This window comes from Streptomyces davaonensis JCM 4913, from assembly GCF_000349325.1.
GTDB lineage: Bacteria > Actinomycetota > Actinomycetes > Streptomycetales > Streptomycetaceae > Streptomyces > Streptomyces davaonensis.
This window is the reverse complement of record NC_020504.1, coordinates 2,043,528-2,064,931: the sequence shown is the minus strand read 5'-3', so window position 1 is coordinate 2,064,931 and position 21,404 is coordinate 2,043,528. Positions and strand designations below refer to the sequence as shown.

Annotated in this window: 17 protein-coding genes; 12 read left to right on the top strand and 5 right to left on the bottom strand. The window is 70.5% G+C overall.

Annotated features, from left to right (window positions below; translation table 11 throughout):
* Window positions 1-17: 17 nt before the first annotated feature.
* From BN159_RS09085 to BN159_RS09070, 4 genes are read right to left on the bottom strand one after another with little or no spacing between them, the layout of a single operon-like run.
* The gene (locus tag BN159_RS09085) at window positions 18-878 is read right to left on the bottom strand and encodes a 2Fe-2S iron-sulfur cluster-binding protein (RefSeq protein WP_015656647.1); all 861 of its coding nucleotides are present in this window, start codon (window positions 876-878) and stop codon (window positions 18-20) included.
* A complete protein-coding gene (locus BN159_RS09080; protein WP_015656646.1) occupies window positions 875-2,692 on the bottom strand; it encodes an NADH-ubiquinone oxidoreductase-F iron-sulfur binding region domain-containing protein in 1,818 nt (605 codons plus the stop codon). The genes BN159_RS09085 and BN159_RS09080 overlap by 4 nt, the downstream gene beginning before the upstream one ends.
* A 5-nt stretch (window positions 2,693-2,697) precedes the next feature.
* On the bottom strand, window positions 2,698-4,617 hold the full coding sequence (locus BN159_RS09075) for a molybdopterin oxidoreductase family protein (protein WP_015656645.1): 1,920 nt from the start codon (window positions 4,615-4,617) through the stop codon (window positions 2,698-2,700).
* The gene (locus BN159_RS09070) at window positions 4,614-5,585 is read right to left on the bottom strand and encodes a 2-dehydropantoate 2-reductase (RefSeq protein WP_015656644.1); all 972 of its coding nucleotides are present in this window, start codon (window positions 5,583-5,585) and stop codon (window positions 4,614-4,616) included. Before BN159_RS09070 ends, BN159_RS09075 begins: the two co-directional genes overlap by 4 nt.
* A 213-nt stretch (window positions 5,586-5,798) precedes the next feature.
* Here BN159_RS09070 and BN159_RS09065 point away from each other — a divergent pair, with 213 nt between their 5' ends.
* The 4 genes from BN159_RS09065 (at window position 5,799) to BN159_RS09055 (ending at window position 9,191) form a co-directional block, all read left to right on the top strand.
* A complete protein-coding gene (locus tag BN159_RS09065) occupies window positions 5,799-7,163 on the top strand; it encodes an OFA family MFS transporter (RefSeq protein WP_015656643.1) in 1,365 nt (454 codons plus the stop codon).
* Window positions 7,132-7,266 (top strand): MFS transporter small subunit, encoded by a 135-nt coding sequence (locus BN159_RS47435; protein ID WP_015656642.1) that lies wholly within the window; start codon window positions 7,132-7,134, stop codon window positions 7,264-7,266. The genes BN159_RS09065 and BN159_RS47435 overlap by 32 nt, the downstream gene beginning before the upstream one ends.
* Window positions 7,267-7,429: 163 nt before the next feature.
* Window positions 7,430-8,377, top strand: a complete 948-nt coding sequence (locus BN159_RS09060; protein ID WP_015656641.1) for a beta-ketoacyl-ACP synthase III — start codon at window positions 7,430-7,432, stop codon at window positions 8,375-8,377.
* 136 nt (window positions 8,378-8,513) lie between these two features.
* Entirely contained in the window at window positions 8,514-9,191 is a 678-nt protein-coding gene (locus tag BN159_RS09055; protein ID WP_015656640.1) for a GntR family transcriptional regulator, read from the top strand.
* A gap of 12 nt (window positions 9,192-9,203) precedes the next feature.
* Here BN159_RS09055 and BN159_RS09050 read toward each other — a convergent pair whose 3' ends face one another.
* Window positions 9,204-10,022 carry an NAD(P)H-binding protein gene (locus tag BN159_RS09050; protein ID WP_231905595.1) on the bottom strand — a complete coding sequence of 273 codons (819 nt, stop codon included), beginning with the start codon at window positions 10,020-10,022 and terminating at the stop codon, window positions 9,204-9,206.
* Window positions 10,023-10,222: 200 nt separating this feature from the next.
* Here BN159_RS09050 and BN159_RS09045 point away from each other — a divergent pair, with 200 nt between their 5' ends.
* The 8 genes from BN159_RS09045 (at window position 10,223) to BN159_RS09010 (ending at window position 21,392) form a co-directional block, all read left to right on the top strand.
* Window positions 10,223-11,404, top strand: coding sequence for an ROK family transcriptional regulator (locus BN159_RS09045; RefSeq protein WP_041818987.1), 1,182 nt, complete (start codon window positions 10,223-10,225; stop codon window positions 11,402-11,404).
* Between the two features lie 143 nt (window positions 11,405-11,547).
* Window positions 11,548-13,065: a sugar ABC transporter ATP-binding protein gene (locus BN159_RS09040; RefSeq protein ID WP_015656637.1), complete on the top strand. Its 1,518-nt coding sequence runs from the start codon at window positions 11,548-11,550 to the stop codon at window positions 13,063-13,065.
* The gene (locus tag BN159_RS09035; RefSeq protein ID WP_015656636.1) at window positions 13,062-14,081 is read left to right on the top strand and encodes an ABC transporter permease; all 1,020 of its coding nucleotides are present in this window, start codon (window positions 13,062-13,064) and stop codon (window positions 14,079-14,081) included. Before BN159_RS09040 ends, BN159_RS09035 begins: the two co-directional genes overlap by 4 nt.
* A 17-nt stretch (window positions 14,082-14,098) precedes the next feature.
* Entirely contained in the window at window positions 14,099-15,136 is a 1,038-nt protein-coding gene (locus BN159_RS09030; protein ID WP_015656635.1) for a substrate-binding domain-containing protein, read from the top strand.
* Between the two features lie 95 nt (window positions 15,137-15,231).
* Complete coding sequence (locus tag BN159_RS09025; protein ID WP_015656634.1) at window positions 15,232-16,437, top strand: Gfo/Idh/MocA family protein; 1,206 nt, start codon at window positions 15,232-15,234, stop codon at window positions 16,435-16,437.
* A 14-nt stretch (window positions 16,438-16,451) separates the two neighbouring features.
* Window positions 16,452-17,450, top strand: coding sequence for a sugar phosphate isomerase/epimerase family protein (locus tag BN159_RS09020; RefSeq protein ID WP_015656633.1), 999 nt, complete (start codon window positions 16,452-16,454; stop codon window positions 17,448-17,450).
* Window positions 17,451-17,534: 84 nt separating this feature from the next.
* The gene (locus tag BN159_RS09015; RefSeq protein ID WP_015656632.1) at window positions 17,535-20,024 is read left to right on the top strand and encodes a PQQ-dependent sugar dehydrogenase; all 2,490 of its coding nucleotides are present in this window, start codon (window positions 17,535-17,537) and stop codon (window positions 20,022-20,024) included.
* Window positions 20,025-20,039: 15 nt separating this feature from the next.
* On the top strand, window positions 20,040-21,392 hold the full coding sequence (locus BN159_RS09010; protein ID WP_015656631.1) for a ThuA domain-containing protein: 1,353 nt from the start codon (window positions 20,040-20,042) through the stop codon (window positions 21,390-21,392).
* Window positions 21,393-21,404 lie beyond the last annotated feature (12 nt).

Genomic DNA, 21,404 nt, shown 5'->3' with positions numbered 1-21,404 from the left:
GTCCCCATCAGCCCCGATCAGTTCCGGTTCTGGACGTGCTGGTAGCCGAAGCGGCCCTTGATGCACAGATTGCCGTGGGTCACCGGATTGTCGTGCGGCGAGGTGACCTTCACGATCTCATTCTCCTGCACGTGAAGAGTGAGGTTGCAGCCCACTCCGCAGTACGCGCACACCGTGGTCGTCTCCGTCTGCGCCGACTCGTCCCAGGTGCCCGCCGCCCGCATGTCGAACTCCGACTTGAAGGACAGCGCCCCCGTCGGACACACCTCGATGCAGTTCCCGCAGTACACGCAGGCGGAGTCGGTCAGCGGGGCGTCGTGCTCGACGGCGATCCGGGCGTCGAAGCCCCGCCCGGCGACCGAGATCGCGAAGGTGTTCTGCCACTGGTCGCCACAGGCGTCGACGCACTTGTAGCAGAGGATGCACTTGTCGTAGTCGCGCACATACAGATCGTTGTCGACCTTGGGTTCCTCGTTGAGCCGGGCGGCATCCGGGCCGAAGCGCTCCGGCTTGGCCTCGTACTCCTTGATCCACTCGGCGACCTTCGGTGTGGTCGACAAGTCGACCGAGGAGGCGAGGAGTTCCAGTACGACCTTGCGGCTGTGCCGGGCGCGCTCGGTGTCGGTGCGTACCTCCATGCCCGGCTCGGCCTTGCGGGAGCAGGCCGGGACCAGGGTCCGGGACCCCTCGACCTCGACGACGCAGACCCGGCAGGCGTTCTTGGGCCGCAGGGTGTCGCCCTCGCACAGCGTCGGGATGTCCTTCCCGGCGGCCCGGCAGGCGTCGAGGACGGTCGCACCCTCGGGCGCCCGGACCGGCTCCCCGTCGATCGTGAACTCCAGCAGTCGGCGGGGAATCCCCAGCGGTGTCACGGTCATTCGTACGCCCCCAGGCGGTCGATGGCGGATTCCACGGCGTTCCAGGCGGTCTGTCCCAGACCGCAGATCGAGGCGTCCCGCATGGCGCGGCCGACCTCCCTGAGCAGGGCGATGTCCTCGGCGGCCGCGGTACCCGTCCGCTCCGCGATCCGGTGCAGCGCCTCCTCCTGCCGCACGGTCCCGACCCGGCAGGGCACGCACTGCCCGCACGACTCGTCGCGGAAGAACTCGGCGATGCGCAACAGGAGCCGAGGCAGCGGCACCGAGGAGTCGAAGGCCATCACCACGCCCGAGCCGAGCGTGGTGCCCGCCTCCCGGGTGCCTTCGAAGGTGAGCGGGATGTCCGTCTCGTCGGGCCGGACGAATCCGCCCGCCGCGCCGCCCAGCAGCACCGCACGCAGCCCGTCCCGCACTCCGGCGAGCGTCAGCAGCTCGCCCAGCGTGGCGCCGAACGGCAGCTCGTAGATACCGGGCCGGTCCACACTGCCCGAGACGCAGTAGAGCTTCGGGCCGGTCGACTTCGGGGTGCCGATCGCCGCGTACGCCGGTGCGCCCATGGTCAGGATGGGCAGGACGTTGACCAGCGTCTCGACGTTGTTCTCCACCGTCGGCTTGCCGAACAGGCCCTTCTCCACCGGGAACGGCGGCTTGGAGCGCGGCTCGCCCCGGTAGCCCTCGATGGAGTTGAACAGGGCGGTCTCCTCACCGCAGATGTAGGCGCCCGCGCCCCTGCGGATCTCGATGTCGAAGGCGTACCCCTGACCGAGAATGTCCGGCCCGAGCAGTCCCCGCGCGCGGGCCTGCGCGAGGGCGTGCTCCATGCGCTGGATCGCGCGCGGGTACTCGCCGCGCAGATACAGGTAGCCGTGGTGCGCGCCGGTCGCGTACGCGGCGATGGTCATCGCCTCGACCAGGGCGTACGGGTCACCCTCCATGATCACGCGGTCCTTGAAGGTGCCCGGCTCGGACTCGTCGGCGTTGCAGACGAGGTAGTGCGGATGGTCGGGCTGGGACGCCGTGGCCTGCCATTTGCGGCCGGTGGGGAAGGCGGCGCCGCCACGCCCGACCAGGCCCGAGTCGGTCACCTCGCGGATCACGCCGGCCGGGCCCAGCTCGAAGGCCCGGCGCAGGGCGGTGTAGCCGCCGTGGGCGCGGTAGTCGTCGAGGCTCGCCGGGTCCACGACGCCGACCCGGCCGAGCAGGGTGAGCCCCGGGTCCCCGGCCTGGGGCACCGCCATCGCCGCGGGCGGCTCCTCGGGCGCCGAGTCCGGCGCGGTCGCGGCGAGCACGGCGTCGTGCACGGTGGTGGGCGCCGAGACCGCCGTACGCACCGGGTCGCCCGCTCTGATCGCCAGGGCCGCCGGGGCGCGTTCGCACAGGCCCAGGCAGGGGCTGCGTTCGACGTGCACGCCGGGGCCGAGGCTCGCCTCGACGCCCGCGCACAGGTCGGCGGCGCCCGCGGCGGCGCAGGCGAGGTCGGTGCAGACGTGCAGCACGGTGGCGGGGCGCGGCTTGACGGAGAACATCGCGTAGAAGGTGGCGACGCCGTAGGCCTCCGCCGGTGGCACGGTCAGCCGGCGGCACAGGTAGTCGAGGGCGCCGTCGCTGATCCAGCCGATCCGGTCGTTGATGGCGTGCAGCCCCGGCAACAGCAGGTCCCGGCGCTCGCGTGCGGCGCGTCCGCCGCGCGCCCACCTCAGGTCGGCATCGGAGCGGTCGGCGCCTTCCCATGAGGACTCCGGGGGTCCCAACAGGGCGTCGACGGCCGCCCGTTCGTCGTCCGTCGGCTTGCTGTCGCCGAAGTGCAGGTCCACTTGGGTCACCTCACGATGGTCGCGACGGGGAGCTTCTCGATCCGGATCGCCGACGCCTTGAACTCCGCCGTCCCCGCGATCGGGCAGTTCGCCTCGATCGTCAGCGAGTTGGTGTCCACCTCGTCGGGAAAGTGCATGGTCATGAAGGCGAGCCCGGGCCGCAGCGCGGTGTCGACCCACACCGGCGCCACCACCGAACCGCGCCGCGAAGTCACCTGGACCTCCTCGCCGACGACGACCCCGTACCGCTCGGCATCCTCCGGGCACAGCTCGACGTACTCGCCGCGCCTGAGTGGGGAGGCGAAACTCCCGCTCTGCACACCGGTGTTGTAGGAGTCGAGCCGCCGCCCGGTGGTGAGCCGGATCGGGTACTGGTCATCGGTGAGGTCGACCGGCGGGTCGTGCTGGACGAGCCCGAAGGGCGCCGGCAGGCCCCTCTTCGCGGGGTCCGGGTCCCACAACCGGCCGTGCAGATAGCTCGGTTCGATGCCGTCGGTGCTCGGGCACGGCCACTGGATGCCCTGCTGCTGCTCCAGGCGTTCGTACGTCATCCCGTAGTGGTCCGGCGAGACGGACCTCAGCTCGTTCCACACGGCCTCGGCGTCGGCGTACTTCCACTCGTGACCGAGCCGGGCAGCCAGCTCGCAGATGATGTCGATGTCCTCGCGCGCCTCACCGGGCGGGGCGACCGCCCGCCGCACCCGCTGGACCCGGCGCTCGCTGTTGGTGGTCGTGCCGTCGGTCTCGGCCCACCCCGCGGTCGCGGGCAGGATGACGTCCGCCAGCTCCGCTGTCCTCGTCAGGAAGATGTCCTGGACGACCAGGAAGTCCAGCTCCCGCATCCGCCGTACGGCCTGCTCGCTGTCAGCCTCCGACTGCGCCGGGTTCTCGCCGATGCAGTAGACGGCCCGCAGTGAGCCCTCTTCCATCTCCTCGAACATCTCGGTGAGGTTGAGGCCGTAGTGGGGCTGGATCACGGTGTCCCAGGCGGACTCGAACTTCAGGCGGGTGTCCGCGTCGAGGATGTCCTGGAAGCCGGGGAGACGGTTGGGGATGGCGCCCATGTCGCCGCCGCCCTGCACGTTGTTCTGCCCGCGCAGGGGCTGCAATCCGCTGCCATAGCGCCCCACATGCCCGGTCAACAGCGACAGGTTGATCAGCGCACGGACGTTGTCCGTGCCGTTGTGGTGCTCGGTGATGCCGAGGGTCCAGCACAGCTGGGCGCGTTCGGCGCGGGCGTAGGCGTGCGCCAACTCCCTGATGGCGGCGGCCGGTACGCCCGTCACCTTCTCCGCCAGCGAGAGTGTCCAGGGCTCGACGAGCGCCTTGTACTCCTCGAAGCCGGTGGTCGCCCGCGCGATGAACGCCTCGTTGGCCAGGCCCGCGTGGATGATCTCCCGGCCGACGGCGTGCGCCATCGGGATGTCGGTGCCGACGTTCAGGCCCATCCAGCTCTCCGCCCATTCGGCGGTGGAGGTCCGGCGCGGGTCGACGGCGTACATCCGGCCGCCGTTCCTGATCCCCTTCAGTACGTGCTGGAAGAAGATCGGATGCGCGAAGCGGGCGTTGGAGCCCCACATCACGATGACGTCCGTGTGCTCGATCTCCTCGTAGGAGGAGGTCCCGCCGCCGGAGCCGAACGCGGCCGACAGGCCCGCCACGCTCGGCGCGTGGCAGGTGCGGTTGCAGGAGTCCACGTTGTTGGTGCCCATCACGACCCGTGCGAACTTCTGCGCCACGTAGTTCATCTCGTTCGTGGCCCGGGCGCAGGAGAACATGCCGAACGCGCCGCGGTTGCGGGCGAGTCCCTGGGCGGCCCGGTCCAGGGCCTCCTCCCAACTCGCCTGCCGGAAGGGCCCGTCGCGGGAGTCCCTGATCAGGGGATGGGTGAGCCTCGTATAGGTCTTCGCTTGCCGTTTCCTCATGCGGCGCTCCTCAGCGCGAGCAGGTCCGAGATGGCGTGCACGGTGCGCAGGGTGGGCACCTCCACGCCGGTGATCTCCGCCAACTCGACGACGGCCGCGAGGAGGACGTCGAGTTCGAGCGGCTTGCCGCGCTCCAGGTCCTGGAGCGTGGAGGTGCGGTGGTCGCCGACCTTCTCGGCGCCGGCCATCCGGCGTTCGATGGAGACGCCGACCTCGCAGCCGAGCGCCTCGGCGACGGCGAGCGTCTCGGCCATCATCGTCTCGATCACCTTGCGGGTGCCGCCGTGCAGGCACATCTGCCGCATGGTGGCCCGGGCCAGCGCGCTGATCGGGTTGAAGGAGATGTTGCCGAGCAGCTTCACCCAGATGTCCGCCCGCAGATCGGGCTCGACCGGGCACTTCAGACCGCCGGCGATCATCGCCTCGCCGAAGTCCAGACAGCGCTTGGACACCGTGCGGTCGGGCTCGCCGATGGAGAACCGAGTGCCTTCCAAATGCCGTACGACACCCGGTCCTTCGAGCTCGGTCGCCGCGTAGACGACACAGCCGACGGCCCGTTCGGGCGCGAGCACCGCACTGACCGCGCCGCCCGGGTCGACGCTCTCCACGCGATGTCCGTCGTGGGGGCCGCCGTGTCGGTGGAAGTACCACCAGGGGATGCCGTTCTGGGCGGCGATCACCGCCGTGGTGTCGTGCAGCAGTGGCTTGATCAGCGGCCCGCACGCCGCGTACGAGTTGGCCTTCAGGCCCAGGAACACATAGTCGACCGGGCCGACTTCGGCCGGGTCGTCGGTGGCGTGGGCGGCGGCCGTGAAGTCACCGCGCGGGCTGAGCACCCGCACGCCGTGCTGCCTCATGGCCGCGAGATGCGGTCCACGGGCGATGAGGTGCACATCGGCACCGGCGCGATGGAGCGCGGCACCGACATAGGCGCCGATCGCACCGGCGCCGAGAACTGCGACTTTCATACGGGGGAGCTCCGTTCGGTCGAGGGTACCGAGGAACTGCCGAAACTCTGTCGACGAAATATTGTCTACAGTATGCTTGTTGGGCGGGCAAGGGTTTGCGCAGCACCGGAAACCGGTCGGTTCGACCGTTCGTCGCGCGCTGGATACCGTTCACCGCATACGGTCGACGCGTCGGCTTCTCAACTACCTTCCGGCTTCCTACCGTTCGGGATCATGAGTCCCCCCACCGCGCCCCCGGGATGGAGCCGCTGGCTGGTTCCGCCCGCCGCTCTCTCGGTCCACCTCTCCATCGGACAGGCCTACGCCTGGTCCGTGTTCAAGCCGCCCCTGGAATCCGCGCTCGGCCTCAGCGGCACCCAGAGCGCGCTCCCCTTCCAGCTGGGCATCGTGATGCTGGGCCTGTCGGCCGCGTTCGGCGGCACGCTCGTCGAACGCAACGGCCCGCGCTGGGCGATGACCGTCGCCCTGTGCTGCTTCTCCTCCGGCTTCCTGCTCTCCGCCCTCGGCGCGGCCACCGAGCAGTACTGGCTGATCGTCCTCGGCTACGGCTTCGTCGGCGGGATCGGCCTCGGTATCGGCTACATCTCACCCGTCTCCACTCTGATCAAGTGGTTCCCGGACCGCCCCGGCATGGCCACCGGCATCGCCATCATGGGCTTCGGCGGCGGCGCCTTGATCGCCTCGCCGTGGTCGGCACAGATGCTGGAGTCCTTCGGTGCCGATAGTGGCGGCATCGCGCTGGCGTTCTTGGTACACGGCCTGTCGTATGCGGTGTTCATGGCGCTGGGCGTGCTCCTCGTCAGGGTGCCTGGAACCGACGCAGGGGCGCGGGGCGGTGTTGAATCTGCGGCTACCGCCGCGGGGGCGCGAACAACCCCCACCGGCCCGCAGGTAACAGCGAAACAGGCAATCCGCACACCCCAGTTCTGGTGCCTGTGGATCGTCCTCTGCATGAACGTGACCGCGGGCATCGGCATCCTGGAAAAGGCCGCCCCCATGATCATGGACTTCTTCGCCGAGACCGAGACAACGGTGTCAGCCACCGCCGCAGCCGGCTTCGTCGCCCTCCTCTCCGCCGCCAACATGGCCGGACGCATCGGCTGGTCCTCCACCTCGGACCTGATCGGACGGAAGAACATCTACCGCTTCTACCTCGGCGTCGGCGCCCTGATGTACGCCTCCATCGCCCTGTTCGGCGACTCCTCCAAGCCGCTGTTCATCCTGTGCGCGCTGGTGATCCTCTCCTTCTACGGCGGCGGCTTCGCCACCATCCCCGCCTATCTGAAGGACCTCTTCGGCAGCCACCAGGTCGGCGCGATCCACGGCCGGCTGCTCACCGCCTGGTCCACCGCCGGTGTGCTCGGACCGCTGATCGTCAACTGGATCGCCGACCGGCAGGAGGAGGCGGGGAAGACCGGCGCGTCCCTGTACGGGCTCTCCTTCGGCATCATGATCGGCCTCCTGGTCGTCGGCTTCGTCGCCAACGAACTCGTCCGGCCCGTCCATCCCCGCCATTACATCCCCGCACCCCGTCAGGAGGCCGTCGATGTCGAACGACAGCAGCCAGAGTCCGCCTGACCGGCGCGGGCTGATCGCCTTCGCCTGGCTGTGGGTCGGGGCACCGCTCGCCTACGGTCTCTATGAACTCGTACAGAAGGCGACACAGCTGTTCACCGGGTGACCGGGGACGGCTGACCGTTCGAGAAGTGTTCGGGCGTCCGAGTGGCTGACAGAAGCCGACAACCCGGGCGCCCGATTCCTGTGGCATCACCTGCCGCTGTACCCGTGAGTCACTGATCAGACTGGTGGATCCCGCTACCCAAGGCAACGAGGGGGACCCCCCGATGAACGGCTCGCGCATCGCAGCGCTCGGCCACTACCAGCCGGCCAAGGTACTCACCAACGAGGACCTGGCCGGCATGGTCGACACCAGTGACGAGTGGATCACGTCCCGGGTGGGCATCCGCACACGCCACATCGCCGGACCCGACGAGCCCGTCGACGAGCTCGCCGGGCACGCCGCGGCCAAGGCGCTCGCCGCGGCGGGGCTGGTACCGGCCGACATCGACCTGGTGCTGGTGGCCACCTCCACCGCCGTCGACCGCTCCCCGAACATGGCCGCCCGGGTCGCCGCCCGGCTCGGCATCCCCTCGCCCGCCGCGATGGACGTCAACGTGGTGTGCGCCGGTTTCACCCACGCGCTGGCCACCGCCGACCACACCATCCGCGCGGGCGCCGCCACCCGGGCCCTGGTGATCGGCGCCGACAAGATGTCCGACGTGACGGACTGGACCGACCGTACGACCTGTGTGCTCGTCGGCGACGGGGCGGGGGCCGCCGTGGTTGAGGCGTCGGCTCCGGGTGAGGCGCCCGGCATCGGACCGGTGCTGTGGGGCTCGGTGCCCGAGATGGGGCACGCCGTCCGGATCGAGGGCACGCCGTCGCGGTTCGCGCAGGAGGGGCAGAGCGTCTACCGCTGGGCCACCACCCAGCTGCCCGCCATCGCCCGGCAGGCCTGTGAGCGGTCCGGGCTCACGCCCGCCGACCTCGCCGCGGTCGTGCTGCACCAGGCCAACCTGCGGATCATCGAGCCGCTCGCGGTGAAGATCGGCGCCGTCAACGCCGTGGTGGCGAAGGACGTCACCGACTCCGGCAACACCTCGGCGGCGAGCATCCCGCTGGCCTTCGCCAAGCTCGTGGAGCGCGGGGAGATCTCCGCCGGGGACCCGGTGCTGCTGTTCGGGTTCGGCGGGAACCTGTCGTATGCGGGGCAGGTCGTGCGCTGCCCGTGACGCCGGTGAAACCGGCCCAAGCCCTGATGTGACAAGGCCAACTCCCCCTTTCCCTGGCCCTTGTGCGCCGTAGACTGTAGACGAAAGACAATCCTTTGGTTCAGGTATTGTCCGACGGCTCTGGAGGGGGACCGCGATGTTGTCGACAGGACTTCCGCAGGGGGCGGTGCCCAAGCTGGAACGGCCCGGGCCGCTGCGGGACCGGGTCTATGAGGCTCTGCTCGAACTCATCACCACCCGTGCGCTGCGCCCCGGCCAGCATCTGGTCGAGAGTGAACTCGCAGGTCATCTCGGCGTGTCACGGCAGCCCGTGCGCGAGGCGCTGCAACGCCTGAACACCGAGGGCTGGGTCGATCTGCGGCCCGCCCAGGGCGCGTTCGTGCACGAGCCGACCGAGGAGGAGGCCGATCAGCTCCTCACCGTGCGGACCCTGCTGGAGGCCGAGGCCGCCCGGCTCGCCGCCGCCAACACCGGGGCCGCCGGGATCACCGCCCTCGAGGAGCTGTGCGCGGAGGGCGAGCGGGCGGTGGAGGCGGACGACGTGGACGGCGCCGTCGCCATGAACGCCCGCTTCCACGCCAAGGTCATGGAGCTCGCGGGCAACGCCGTCCTCGCCGAACTCGCCGCCCAGGTCGACCGGCGCGTGCGCTGGTACTACACGCCGGTCGCCCGGCAGCGCGGGCAGCAGTCCTGGATCGAGCACCGCCGCCTCATCGCGGCCATCTCCGACCGGGACCAGCAGCGCGCCACCGAGCTGATGCGCGAGCACACCGAGCACACCCGCACCTCGTACCACGCCCGCCAGCAGGGCTGAGCGTCCTGCGTCTCAGAAGGCGTCGGCGTGCTCCCGCGCCCAGTCCTCGAAGGTGCGCGGGGCCCGGCCGGTGACCTCCTCGACCGTCGGCAGCACCACGGACTCGTCCAGCGTGCCGTCGACGTAGAAGCTGAAGAAGGCGTCGACGTACGGCTTCGGCAGTTCCGACTCCAGCTCGGCGCGGGCCTCTTCGTCGGTGAGCCCGACCGCGGGCAACTCCCGGCCGAGGACCTCGCCCAGGATGCGGACGCGGTCGGCGGGCAGCAGCGCCTCGGGCCCGGTGACCTCGAGCGCGCGCCCTGCGTACGCGTCGGAGAGCAGGGCGTGCCGGGCCACCGCGGCGATGTCGTACGGGTCGACGTCGGCCGTGCGCACGCCGGGGAAGGGCAGCCGTACGGTCTCGCCCGCGCGGATCCGGTCCGCCATCCGCAGCGCGTTGGACATGAAGCTCGTCGGCCGGACGAACGTCCAGTCCAGGCCCGACTCGCGGACCGCCTCCTCGGCCTCGATCAGGTAGCCCGCGACCGCGTTGCCCCGGTCGCCGGTGCGCACCGACGGGCTGGACAGCAGGACGACCCGCCGCACTCCCGCCGCCCGTGCGTCCTTCAGGATCTGCCGCTGCCCGCCGTACCCCGGCATCAGGAACAGCGCCTCCACTCCGTCCAGTGCGCCCCGCACGGTGTCGGGCTCGTTCAGGTCGGCCGCCCTCGCCTCGACGCCCGGCGGCAGCCCCTCCGGACTGCCGGAGCGGTTCAGCGCGCGGACCGGTTCCCCGGTCGACGCCAGGCCCCGTACCAGCTCGCCGCCGACGTTCCCCGTCGCACCTGTCACCAGTAACACGAGATCCCCTCTCTGCTCGTTGGCCATCCTGCGGTGCCGACGCCGACGACACCAGGCTTTGTCCTGTCAGTGGAAAAAGTCGTAGGGAATTCGTGCACAGATTCTTCCCAGCCACCGCTGCCGCTGCTACGTTCCCCTCGAAAGCCCGGCAACTGGTGGCCGATTGAGGCGGGGAGGGGCACGTGAGACGGATGACGGCGCGACCCGCGAACGGCCATCAGGCCCGGCTGCTCAAGCTGTTGCGAGACGGGGGTCCCAACTCCCGGGCGCAACTGGGTGATCAGGTCGATCTGTCACGGTCCAAGCTGGCCGTGGAGGTGGACCGGCTGCTGGAGACGGGCCTGGTCGTGGCCGACGGGCTCGCCGCCTCGCGCGGTGGCCGCCGCTCCCACAACATCCGGCTCAACCCGGGGCTCCGCTTCCTCGGTGTCGACATCGGCGCGACCTCGGTCGACGTCGCCGTCACCAACGCGGAACTGGAGATCCTCGGACACCTCAACCACCCCATGGACGTGCGCGAAGGCCCGGTCGCGGTCTTCGAGCAGGTCCTCGCCATGGCCGCCAAACTGCGGGCGACGGGACTCGCGGAGGGGTACGACGGCGCCGGCATCGGCGTCCCCGGACCCGTCCGCTTCCCCGAGGGCGTCCCGGTGGCCCCGCCGATCATGCCGGGCTGGGACGGCTTCCCCGTGCGGGAGGCGCTCAGCCAGGAACTCGGCTGCCCGGTCATGGTCGACAACGACGTGAACCTGATGGCGATGGGGGAGCAGCACGCGGGCGTGGCACGCTCCGTGGGCGACTTCCTCTGCGTGAAGATCGGCACCGGCATCGGCTGCGGCATCGTGGTCGACGGCCATGTCCACCGCGGTACGACGGGCAGTGCTGGCGACATCGGGCACATCCAGGCGGTCCCCGACGGCAGGCCCTGCGCCTGCGGCAACCAGGGTTGTCTGGAGGCTCACTTCAGCGGGGCGGCCCTCGCCCGGGACGCCGTGGAGGCGGCCCAGCAGGGGCGGTCGGCCGAACTCGCCGCACGCCTGGAGGCGAACGGCACGCTCAGTGCCGTCGACGTCGCCGCCGCGGCCGCCGCGGGCGATGCCACCGCGCTCGATCTGATCCGGGAGGGCGGCACCCGCACCGGCCAGGTCATCGCCGGTCTCGTCTCCTTCTTCAACCCGGGCCTGGTGGTGATCGGCGGCGGGGTGACCGGCCTCGGCCACACCCTGCTCGCCGCGATCCGCACCCAGGTCTACCGCCAGTCGCTGCCGCTGGCGACCGGCAATCTGCCCATCGTGCTCGGGGAGTTGGGGCCCACCGCCGGAGTCATCGGCGCGGCCCGGCTCATCAGCGACCACCTGTTCTCACCCGCGTAACCGCACCCTCTCACCGTTCTCATCCGCGCCATCGCATCTGTTCGACGAGCACGCGCAACCGACTCGTTACACGAGTCACTCCAGCACATCTGTCTGCTTCGCCCTGCCCTGACACCGGTCCGCACGTCCGCCAAGGGGAGCTCATGGCACCAGAACCACCGCTGCTCAGCATGTCCGGCATCACCAAGTCCTTCCCCGGTGTCCGGGCCCTCGACGGAGTCGACCTCGACGTCCAGGCCGGGGAGGTGCACTGTCTGCTCGGCCAGAACGGCGCCGGGAAGTCCACCCTCATCAAGGTCCTGGCCGGCGCCCACCAGCCCGACACCGGCACCATCAGCTGGCGCGGCGAGGACGTCACCCTGCGCTCACCGATCGCCGCCATGCGCCTGGGCATCGCCACCATCTACCAGGAACTCGACCTCGTCGAGCACCTGTCGGTGGCCGAGAACGTCCACCTCGGCCATGAACCGACGGCCGCCGGGTTCGTCGTACGACGAAAGAGCGCGCGAGCGTCGACTGCCCAACTCCTCAAGCGACTTGGGCATCCCGAGATCGATCCGGCGCGGCTGGTGGGGGAGTTGTCGGCGGCGCAGCAGCAGATCGTGTCCATGGCGCGGGCGCTGTCGCACGACGTACGGCTGATCGTGATGGACGAGCCGTCCGCCGCGCTCGACCCGGACGAGGTCGACAACCTCTTCCGCATCGTCGGCGACCTGACCGCCGACGGGGTCGCCGTCGTCTACATCTCGCACCGGCTCGAGGAGATCCGGCGCATCGGCGACCGGGTGACCGTGCTCAAGGACGGCCGGGCCGTGGCGGTCGGGCTGCCCGCGAAGTCGACGCCCACCCGGGACGTCGTGGCCCTGATGACGGGCCGCAACGTCGAGTACGTCTTCCCCGAGCGGCCCGTGGGAGACGCGGGCGGCACGCCGGTGCTCCAGGTCCAAGGGCTGTCCCGGGTCGGCGAGTTCGAGCCGCTGGATCTGGAGATCCGGCCCGGTGAGATCGTCGGACTCGCCGGACTGGTCGGCTCGGGGCGCTCCGAGATCCTGGAGACGATCTACGGGGCCCGCAAGCCCTCGTCCGGTCAAGTCCTCGTGGACGGGCGGGAGTTGAAGCCCGGCAGCGTCCGTGCCGCCGTCCGCGCCGGGCTCGGGCTCGCCCCCGAGGAACGCAAGGCGCAGGCCCTGCTGATGCTGGAGTCCGTCACCCGCAATGTCTCCGTCTCCTCCATGTCCCGCTTCTCCCGCGGCGGCTGGATCGATCGCGGCGCCGAACTGGGCGCCGCCCGCGCCGCCACGCGTGAGCTGTCGCTGCGGCCCGACAACCCGGCCGTGCCCGTGCGCACCCTGTCCGGCGGCAACCAGCAGAAGGCGGTCCTCGCCCGCTGGCTGCTGCGCGGCTGCCGGGTCCTGCTCCTCGACGAACCCACCCGGGGCGTCGACGTGGGCGCCCGCGCGGAGCTGTACGCGGTCGTGCGGCGCCTGGCTGACGAGGGCCTCGCCGTCCTGCTCGTCTCCAGCGAGGTGCCCGAGGTCCTCGGCCTCGCCGACCGTGTCCTGGTGCTGCGGGAGGGGCGCGTCGTGCACACCGCGCCCGCTCGCGACCTCGACGAACACCGTGTCCTCGACCTCGTCATGGAAGGAAGCCCGGCGTCATGACGCAGCACATGTCTCCGCCCAGGGACAGCGCCGACAAAATACCGTCGACGAGGGAACCCTGGGCGTGGCGCGGGATGTTGGCCCGCGCCGACGTACGCACCCTGTCCCTGCTCGGCGTGCTCGCCGCGCTGGTCGTCATCGGCGGCATCACCAAGCCCGACGAGTTCCTCGACACCCGCAACCTCCAACTCGTCCTCACCCAGGCCTCCGTGATCGGCGTCGTCACCGTCGGCATGACCTTCGTCATCACCTCCGGCGGCATCGATCTGTCGGTGGGCGCGATCGTCGCCCTGGCTTCGGTCTGGGCGACCACCGTCGCCACCCAGGACTACGGCTTCGGCGGCGTCCTGTTCACCGCGGTGCTCGTGGGCGTCGGCTGCGGACTGGTCAACGGACTGCTGATCGCGTACGGCGGGATGGTGCCGTTCATCGCGACGCTCGCCATGCTCGCCTCGGCGCGCGGCCTTGCCCTCCAGATCACCGACGGCAAGACGCAGATCGTCACCATCCCCAGCATCCTCGACCTCGGCGAACGCGACGCCTACGTCCTCGGCGTCCCGCCGCTGGTGATGGTCTTCGCCGTCGTCACCGTGATCGGCTGGCTGATCCTCAACCGCACCACCTTCGGCCGCCGCACGGTCGCCGTCGGCGGCAACGCGGAGGCCGCCCGGCTGGCCGGCATCGACGTCCGCCGCCAGCGGCTCTACCTCTACCTGCTGTCCGGGCTGTGCTGCGGCATCGCCGCCTTCCTGCTGATCATCCTGTCCGGCTCCGGCCAGAACACCAACGGCAACCTCTACGAACTCGACGCCATCGCCGCCGCGATCATCGGCGGCACGCTGCTCAGCGGCGGCCGCGGCACCATCACCGGCTCCGTGCTCGGCGTCCTGATCTTCACCACGATCACCAACATCTTCGCCCTGAACAACCTCCAGAGCGACGTCCAGCAGATCGCCAAGGGCGCGATCATCGTCGCCGCTGTGCTGGTCCAGCGCCGTACCGCAAGCACGACCTGAGGAAAGGGTTCACCGCCATGCCACAGTTCACGAGCCGCAGAGGACTGCTCTTCGGGGCCGCCGCCGTATCCGCGGGTGCCGTCCTCACCGCCTGCACCAGCAACGAGTCCGACGACGAACCGGCAGCCAACGACCAGCCGGCCGCCGACGACAAGCCCGGCAAGGCCGTCACCATCGGCTTCGCCGGACCCCAGGCCGACCACGGCTGGCTCAACGCGATCAACGACAACGCCAAGAACCGGGCGGAGAAGTACTCCGACGTCACCCTGGAGATCACCGAGGGCTCCAACGACACCGCCGCCCAGATCGGCCAGATCGAGACGCTGATCAACAAGAAGGTCGACGTCCTGGTGGTGCTGCCCGCCGACGGCAAGGCGCTCACCCAGGTCGGCCTGAAGGCGATGCGCGCGGGCATCCCGGTCATCAACCTCGACCGCATCTTCAACTCCCCGCAGGCGTACCGCTGCTGGATCGGCGGCGACAACTACGGCATGGGCCTGAACGCCGGCACGTACATCGGCGAGAAGCTCAAGGACAAGCCGGACGCCCGGGTCATCGAGCTGGCGGGCCTGGACAACCTCGAACTCACCCAGCAGCGCACCCAGGGCTTCGACGACGCCCTGAAGAACTACCCCAACATCAAGAAGGTGGCCCGCCAGGCCGCCGAGTTCACGGTCGAGTCCGGACAGGCCAAGATGGCCCAACTCCTCCAGGCCCAGTCGAAGTTCGACGCGCTGTGGAACCACGACGACGACCAGGGCGTGGGCGCGCTGCGCGCCATCGAGCAGGCCGGGCGGGACGACTTCCTGATGGTCGGCGGCGCGGGCGCGCTCTCCGCGTTCCAGGCCATCAAGCAGGACGACGGAGTGCTCAAGGCGACGGTCCTGTACCCGCCGACCATGGCCGCCTCCGCGATCGACCTCGCCCGCGCGCTGGGCCAGGCCAAGGGCGTGTCGGGACTCGCCGAGTTCGAGATCCCGGCCTCGCTGACGCTGTACTCCGCCGTCGTCGACAAGGAGAACGTCGACCAGTACATGTCCACCGGCTTCAAGTGAGCCGTGCCGTCCCCAGGGCCCGCGACGCGGGGTTCATCCGCTGAACAGGCCCTAGGTGAGCCACCCCCCGACGAACGCACGAGGAGGACATCCGCATGGCACAGCCGCAGCAGTCAGCAGGTGCCGAGGCCGAGCAGCCGCCGCTGCGCGTCGGCATGGTCGGCTACGCCTTCATGGGCGCCGCCCACTCCCAGGGCTGGCGCACCGTGGGACGCGTCTTCGACCTGCCCCGGCGCCCGGTCCTGGCCGCGGTGTGCGGCCGGGACGCGGCCGCGGTGCGCGCGGCGGCCGACCGGCACGGCTGGGCGGCGGCCGAGACCGACTGGCGTGCGCTGATCGCCCGGGACGACGTCGACCTCGTCGACATCTGCACCCCCGGCGACAGCCACGCCGAGATCGCCGTCGCTGCGCTGGCCGCGGGCAAGCACGTCCTGTGCGAGAAGCCCCTCGCGAACACCGTCGAGGAGGCCGAGGCCATGGTCCGGGCCGCCGAAGAGGCCCGGGAACGCGGCCAGTTGGCGATGGTCGGCTTCAACTACCGCCGGGTGCCCGCGACCGCGCTGGCCCGCCGGATGGTCGCCGAGGGGCGGCTCGGCCGACTGCGGCACGTGAGAGTGACGTACCTTCAGGACTGGCTGGTGGACCCCGAGTTCCCGCTGACCTGGCGGCTGCGCAAGGAGCACGCGGGCTCGGGCTCGCTCGGCGACCTCGGCGCGCACATCGTGGACCTCGCCCAGTACGTGGCCGGCGAGCAGCTGTCCGGGGTCTCCGCCCTGACCGAGACCTTCGTACGGGAACGGCCGCTGGCCGAAGCGGTCAAGGGCCTGTCCGCCGCGGCGACCGGAGGAACCGGCCAGGTCACCGTGGACGACGCGGCCCTGTTCACCGCCCGCTTCCCCTCCGGCGCCCTCGCCTCCTTCGAGGCGACCCGCTACGCCACCGGCCGCAAGAACGCCCTGCGCCTCGAACTCAACGGCGAACGCGGCTCGTTGGCCTTCGACCTGGAGCGGCTCAACGAACTCTCCTACCACGACGGTACGGAGTCCCCGGCGCACGCCGGATTCCGCCGCATCCTCGTCACCGAACCCGAGCACCCCTACCTGGACGCCTGGTGGCCGCCGGGCCACGGCCTCGGCTACGAGCACACCTTCGTCCACCAGGCCCGCGACCTGGTGCACGCCATCGCCGAGGGACGGCAGCCCGACCCCTCCTTCGCCGACGGGCTCCAGGTGCAGCGCGTCCTCGCCGCGGTCGAGGAGAGCGCCGAGAAGAACTCCGTCTACACCCCCATAGCGGTCTGAGGAGGCCACCGGACATGCCGCGCACCTTCACGCTCTTCACCGGACAGTGGGCCGACCTCCCGCTCGAAGAGGTCTGCCGCCTCGCCCGTGACTTCGGCTACGACGGACTCGAACTCGCCTGCTGGGGCGACCACTTCGAGGTCGACAAGGCCCTCGCCGATCCCTCGTACCTGCCCTCCCGGCACGCGCTGCTCGACAAGTACGGCCTGAAGTGCTGGGCGATCTCCAACCACCTGGTCGGCCAGGCGGTCTGCGACGCCATCATCGACGAACGCCACCAGGCCATCCTGCCCGGCGAGATCTGGGGCGACGGCGACCCGGAGGGCGTGCGGCGACGCGCCGCCGAGCGGATCGCGGACACCGCGCGCGCCGCGGCCGCCTTCGGCGTCGACACCGTCATCGGCTTCACCGGCTCCGCCATCTGGCACCTGGTCGCCATGTTCCCGCCCGCCCCCGAGTCGATGATCGAACGCGGCTACGACGACTTCGCGGAGCGCTGGAACCCCATCCTCGACGTGTACGACGCCGAGGGCGTCCGCTTCGCCCACGAGGTCCACCCCAGCGAGATCGCCTACGACTACTGGACCACCCAGCGCGCCCTGGAGGCGGTCGGCCATCGCCCCGCCTTCGGCCTGAACTTCGACCCCTCGCACTTCGTGTGGCAGGACCTCGACCCGGTCGGCTTCCTGTGGGACTTCCGGGACCGGATCTACCACGTCGACTGCAAGGAGGCCCGCAAGCGCCTCGACGGACGCAACGGCCGCCTCGGCTCCCACCTGCCCTGGGGCGACCCCCGCCGCGGCTGGGACTTCGTCTCCGCGGGCCACGGCGACGTCCCCTGGGAGGACGTCTTCCGGATGCTGCGCTCCATCGACTACCAGGGCCCCATCTCCGTGGAGTGGGAGGACGCCGGAATGGACCGGCTCCAGGGCGCTCCCGAGGCACTGGCCCGCCTGAAGACCTACGACTTCGAACCCCCGTCGGCCTCGTTCGACGCGGCGTTCGGCAACTGAACCCCTCCACAGGTCTCCGGGGTGACGGCGCACCCCGGCGCACAGCACCCGCATGTACAACCAGCCCCATTCTGGAGGCAATTCGTGCACGCGAAAGACCGCACCACCGGCCACGACAGAACCGAGACCCACAGACGACGCTTCACTCTCCGCAAGACGGTCGCGCTGCTCAGCGGCGCACTGCTGGCGGGCGCCTCCCTCACCCTCGTCGCGCCACCGGCTGTCGCCGACAACGCCGTGGCCGCCGAGGACTTCCAGCAGGTCACCCTCGCCAAGGGCGAGGCGGAGGTCGGCGAGCCCATGTCGCTCGCCGTCCTTCCCGACCGCTCCGTCCTGCACACCTCCCGTGACGGCGAACTGCGCCTCACCGACGCGGCCGGCAACACCAGGCTCGCGGGCAAGCTCGACGTGTACGCCCATGACGAGGAGGGCCTCCAAGGCGTCGGCGTGGACCCGGACTTCGCCGACAACCGCTTCATCTACCTCTACTACGCGCCCCCGATGAACACCCCCGCGGGCGACGCCCCCGAGACCGGCACCGCAGCCGACTTCGCGCCCTTCGACGGCGTCAACCGGCTCTCCCGGTTCGTGCTGAAGACGGACGGCACCCTCGACACCGCCAGCGAGAAGAAGATCCTCGACGTCCCCGCCTCGCGCGGCATCTGCTGCCACGTCGGCGGCGACATCGACTTCGACGCGGCCGGCAACCTGTACCTGTCGACCGGCGACGACACCAACCCGTTCCAGTCCGACGGGTTCACGCCCATCGACGAACGGGCCACGCGCAACCCGGCGTTCGACGCCCAGCGCAGCTCCGGCAACACCAACGACCTGCGCGGCAAGATCCTCCGTATCAAGGTCGACGCGGACGGCTCGTACTCCGTCCCCGAGGGCAACCTCTTCGCGCCGGGCACCGACAAGACGCGGCCCGAGATCTACGCGATGGGCTTCCGCAACCCGTTCCGCTTCAGCGTCGACAAGGCGACGGGCATCCTCTACGTCGGCGACTACGGCCCCGACGCCGGCGCCGCCAACCCCTCCCGCGGACCGGCGGGCCAGGTCGAGTTCGCCCGCGTCACCGGGCCCGGCAACTTCGGCTGGCCGTACTGCACCGGCGACAACGATGCCTACGTCGACTACGACTTCGGCACCGGCCAGTCCGGCGCCGCCTTCGACTGCGCCGCCCCGAAGAACACCTCGCCCAACAACACCGGGCTCACCGACCTGCCCCCGGCCCAGGCGGCCTGGATCCCGTACGACGGCGGCTCGCTGCCCGAGTTCGGCACCGGTTCCGAATCCCCGATGGGCGGCCCGGTCTACCACTACGACGCCGCTCTCGACTCCCCGGTGAAGTTCCCCGAGGCCTACGACGGCGACTTCTTCGCGGGCGAGTTCGGCCGCCGCTGGATCAAGCGGATCAGCAGCGACGCCGACGGCACCGTGCAGTCCATCGACGACGTGCCGTGGACCGGCACCCAGGTGATGGACATGGCCTTCGGCCCCGACGGCGCGCTCTACGTCCTCGACTACGGCGTCTCCTGGTTCGGCGGCGACGAGCACTCCGCCCTCTACCGCATCGAGAACGCCACCGACGGCCACTCCCCGGTCGCCCAGGCCGCCGCGAACCGCACCTCGGGACAGGCCCCGCTGCGGGTCCAGTTCTCCTCCGAGGGCACCACCGACCAGGACGGCGACGCCCTCACCTACAGCTGGGACTTCGGCGACGGCACCACGTCCACCACGGCCGACCCCACCCACCGGTACCGCAAGAACGGCACCTACACCGCGACCCTGACCGCCAAGGACCCCTCAGGGCGCACCGGCAGCGCGAGCGTGCAGGTCGTGGTGGGCAACACCGCGCCCAAGGTGACGCTGGAACTCCCGCAGGACGGGCAGCTGTTCGCCTTCGGTGACGCCATCCCGTTCAAGGTGAGGGTCAGCGACCCCGAGGACCGCACCATCGACTGCTCCAAGGTCAAGGTCACCTTCGTCCTCGGTCACGACAGCCACGGCCACCCGGTCACCTCGGCGAACGGCTGCACCGGCACCATCCAGACCAGCGCCGACGGCGGCCACGACGAGGACGCCAACATCTTCGGCGTGATGGACGCCGAGTACACCGACGGCGGAGGCGGCGGCCAGGCCCCGCTGACCACCCACGACCAGAGCGTCCTCCAGCCCAAGCACCGCCAGGCCGAGCACTTCGGCAACGGCTCCGGAGTCTCGCTCATCACCAAGACCGGCGCCCATGGCGGCAGGACCGTCGGCGACATCGACAACGGCGACTGGATCTCCTTCACCCCGTACGCCCTCGGCAACGCCAAGTCCGTCACGGCACGCGTCTCGTCCGGCGGGGCGGGCGGCACGCTCGAGATCCGTGCGGGGTCCTCGACCGGCACCCTGCTCGGCACGGCGACCGTGCCCGTGACCGGCGGCTGGGAGAACTTCCAGGACGTCACCGCACCGCTGACCCGGGCACCGCGCGGCACGACCACCCTGTACCTGTTCTTCAAGGGGGCCACGGGCTCGGGCGCGCTGTTCGACGTCGACGACTTCACCTTCACCACCGGCTGAGAAGGGATGCGACCGATGCGAACCACCGGCCGACTGGCCACCGCGATCACCGGCACGGCCCTGCTCCTCGGCTGCATGTCGGGACCGGCCTCCTCCGAACCCGCCGCCGGGGAACGGGTGCTGGTCTTCTCCAAGACGGCGGGCTTCCGCCACGACTCCATCCCCGAGGGCGTGACGGCCCTCAAGCAACTGGGTGCCGACGCCGGCATCACCGTCGACGCCACCGAGGACGCCGGCGCGTTCACGGCGGGCAACCTGCGCCGGTACGACGCCGTAGTGTTCCTCTCGACTACCGGCGACGTCCTCAACGGCGCGCAACAGCGCGCGTTCGAACGCTACGTGCAGCGCGGTGGCGGCTTCATGGGCGTCCACGCGGCCGCCGACACCGAGTACGACTGGCCGTTCTACGGCGGGCTCGTCGGGGCGTACTTCCAGTCGCATCCGGCGATCCAGCAGGCCACGGTGGACATCGAGGACCACGCCCACGCGGGCACCTCGCATCTGCCCACGGCCTGGAACCGGACGGACGAGTGGTACAACTACCGCTCCAACCCCCGGGAGCGGGTGCACGTCCTTGCCTCCCTCGACGAGTCCTCGTACACGGGCGGCACCATGAACGGCGACCATCCCATCGCCTGGTGCCACACCAACGAGGGCGGCCGGTCCTTCTACACCGGGGGCGGCCACACCAAGGAGTCCTACGCCGACCCCGCCTTCCGGCAGCACCTGCTGGGCGGGCTGCGCTGGACGACTGGCGCGGCCCAGGCCGACTGCCGCCCGGAGAACGGCTACCGGCCGCTCTTCGACGGCACGGCCGACTCGCTCGCCGGCTGGCGGCAGGCGGGGCCAGGCTCCTTCGGGCTGGGCACCGACGGAACCCTCACGACCACCGGCGGCCTCGGCATGCTCTGGTACGCCGACCAGGGCTTCGGCGCCTACTCGCTGAAGCTCGACTGGAAGGTCGACGGAGACGACAACTCCGGCGTGTTCGTGGGATTCCCGCCCTCCGACGACCCCTGGTCGGCTGTCGACAACGGCTACGAGATCCAGATCGACGCCACCGACGTCCCCGAGAAGACCACGGGGTCGGTCTACGGCTTCCAGTCCGCCGACCTGGCCGAGCGCGACCGCGCGCTGAACCCGCCGGGGGAGTGGAACACGTACGAGATCCGGGTGGAGGGCGAACGCCTCCGGGTCTGGCTCAACGGCGTGCAGATCAACGATTTCACCAACACCGATCCGGCCCGGAGCCTGCGTGACGGGCATGTCGGCATCCAGAACCACGGATCCGACGACCAGGTGTCCTTCCGGGACATCCGGATCAAGGAACTGCCCACGCAGCCCATGAGGGCCGCGGAGGGCGACTGAGCGGCGGCGGGC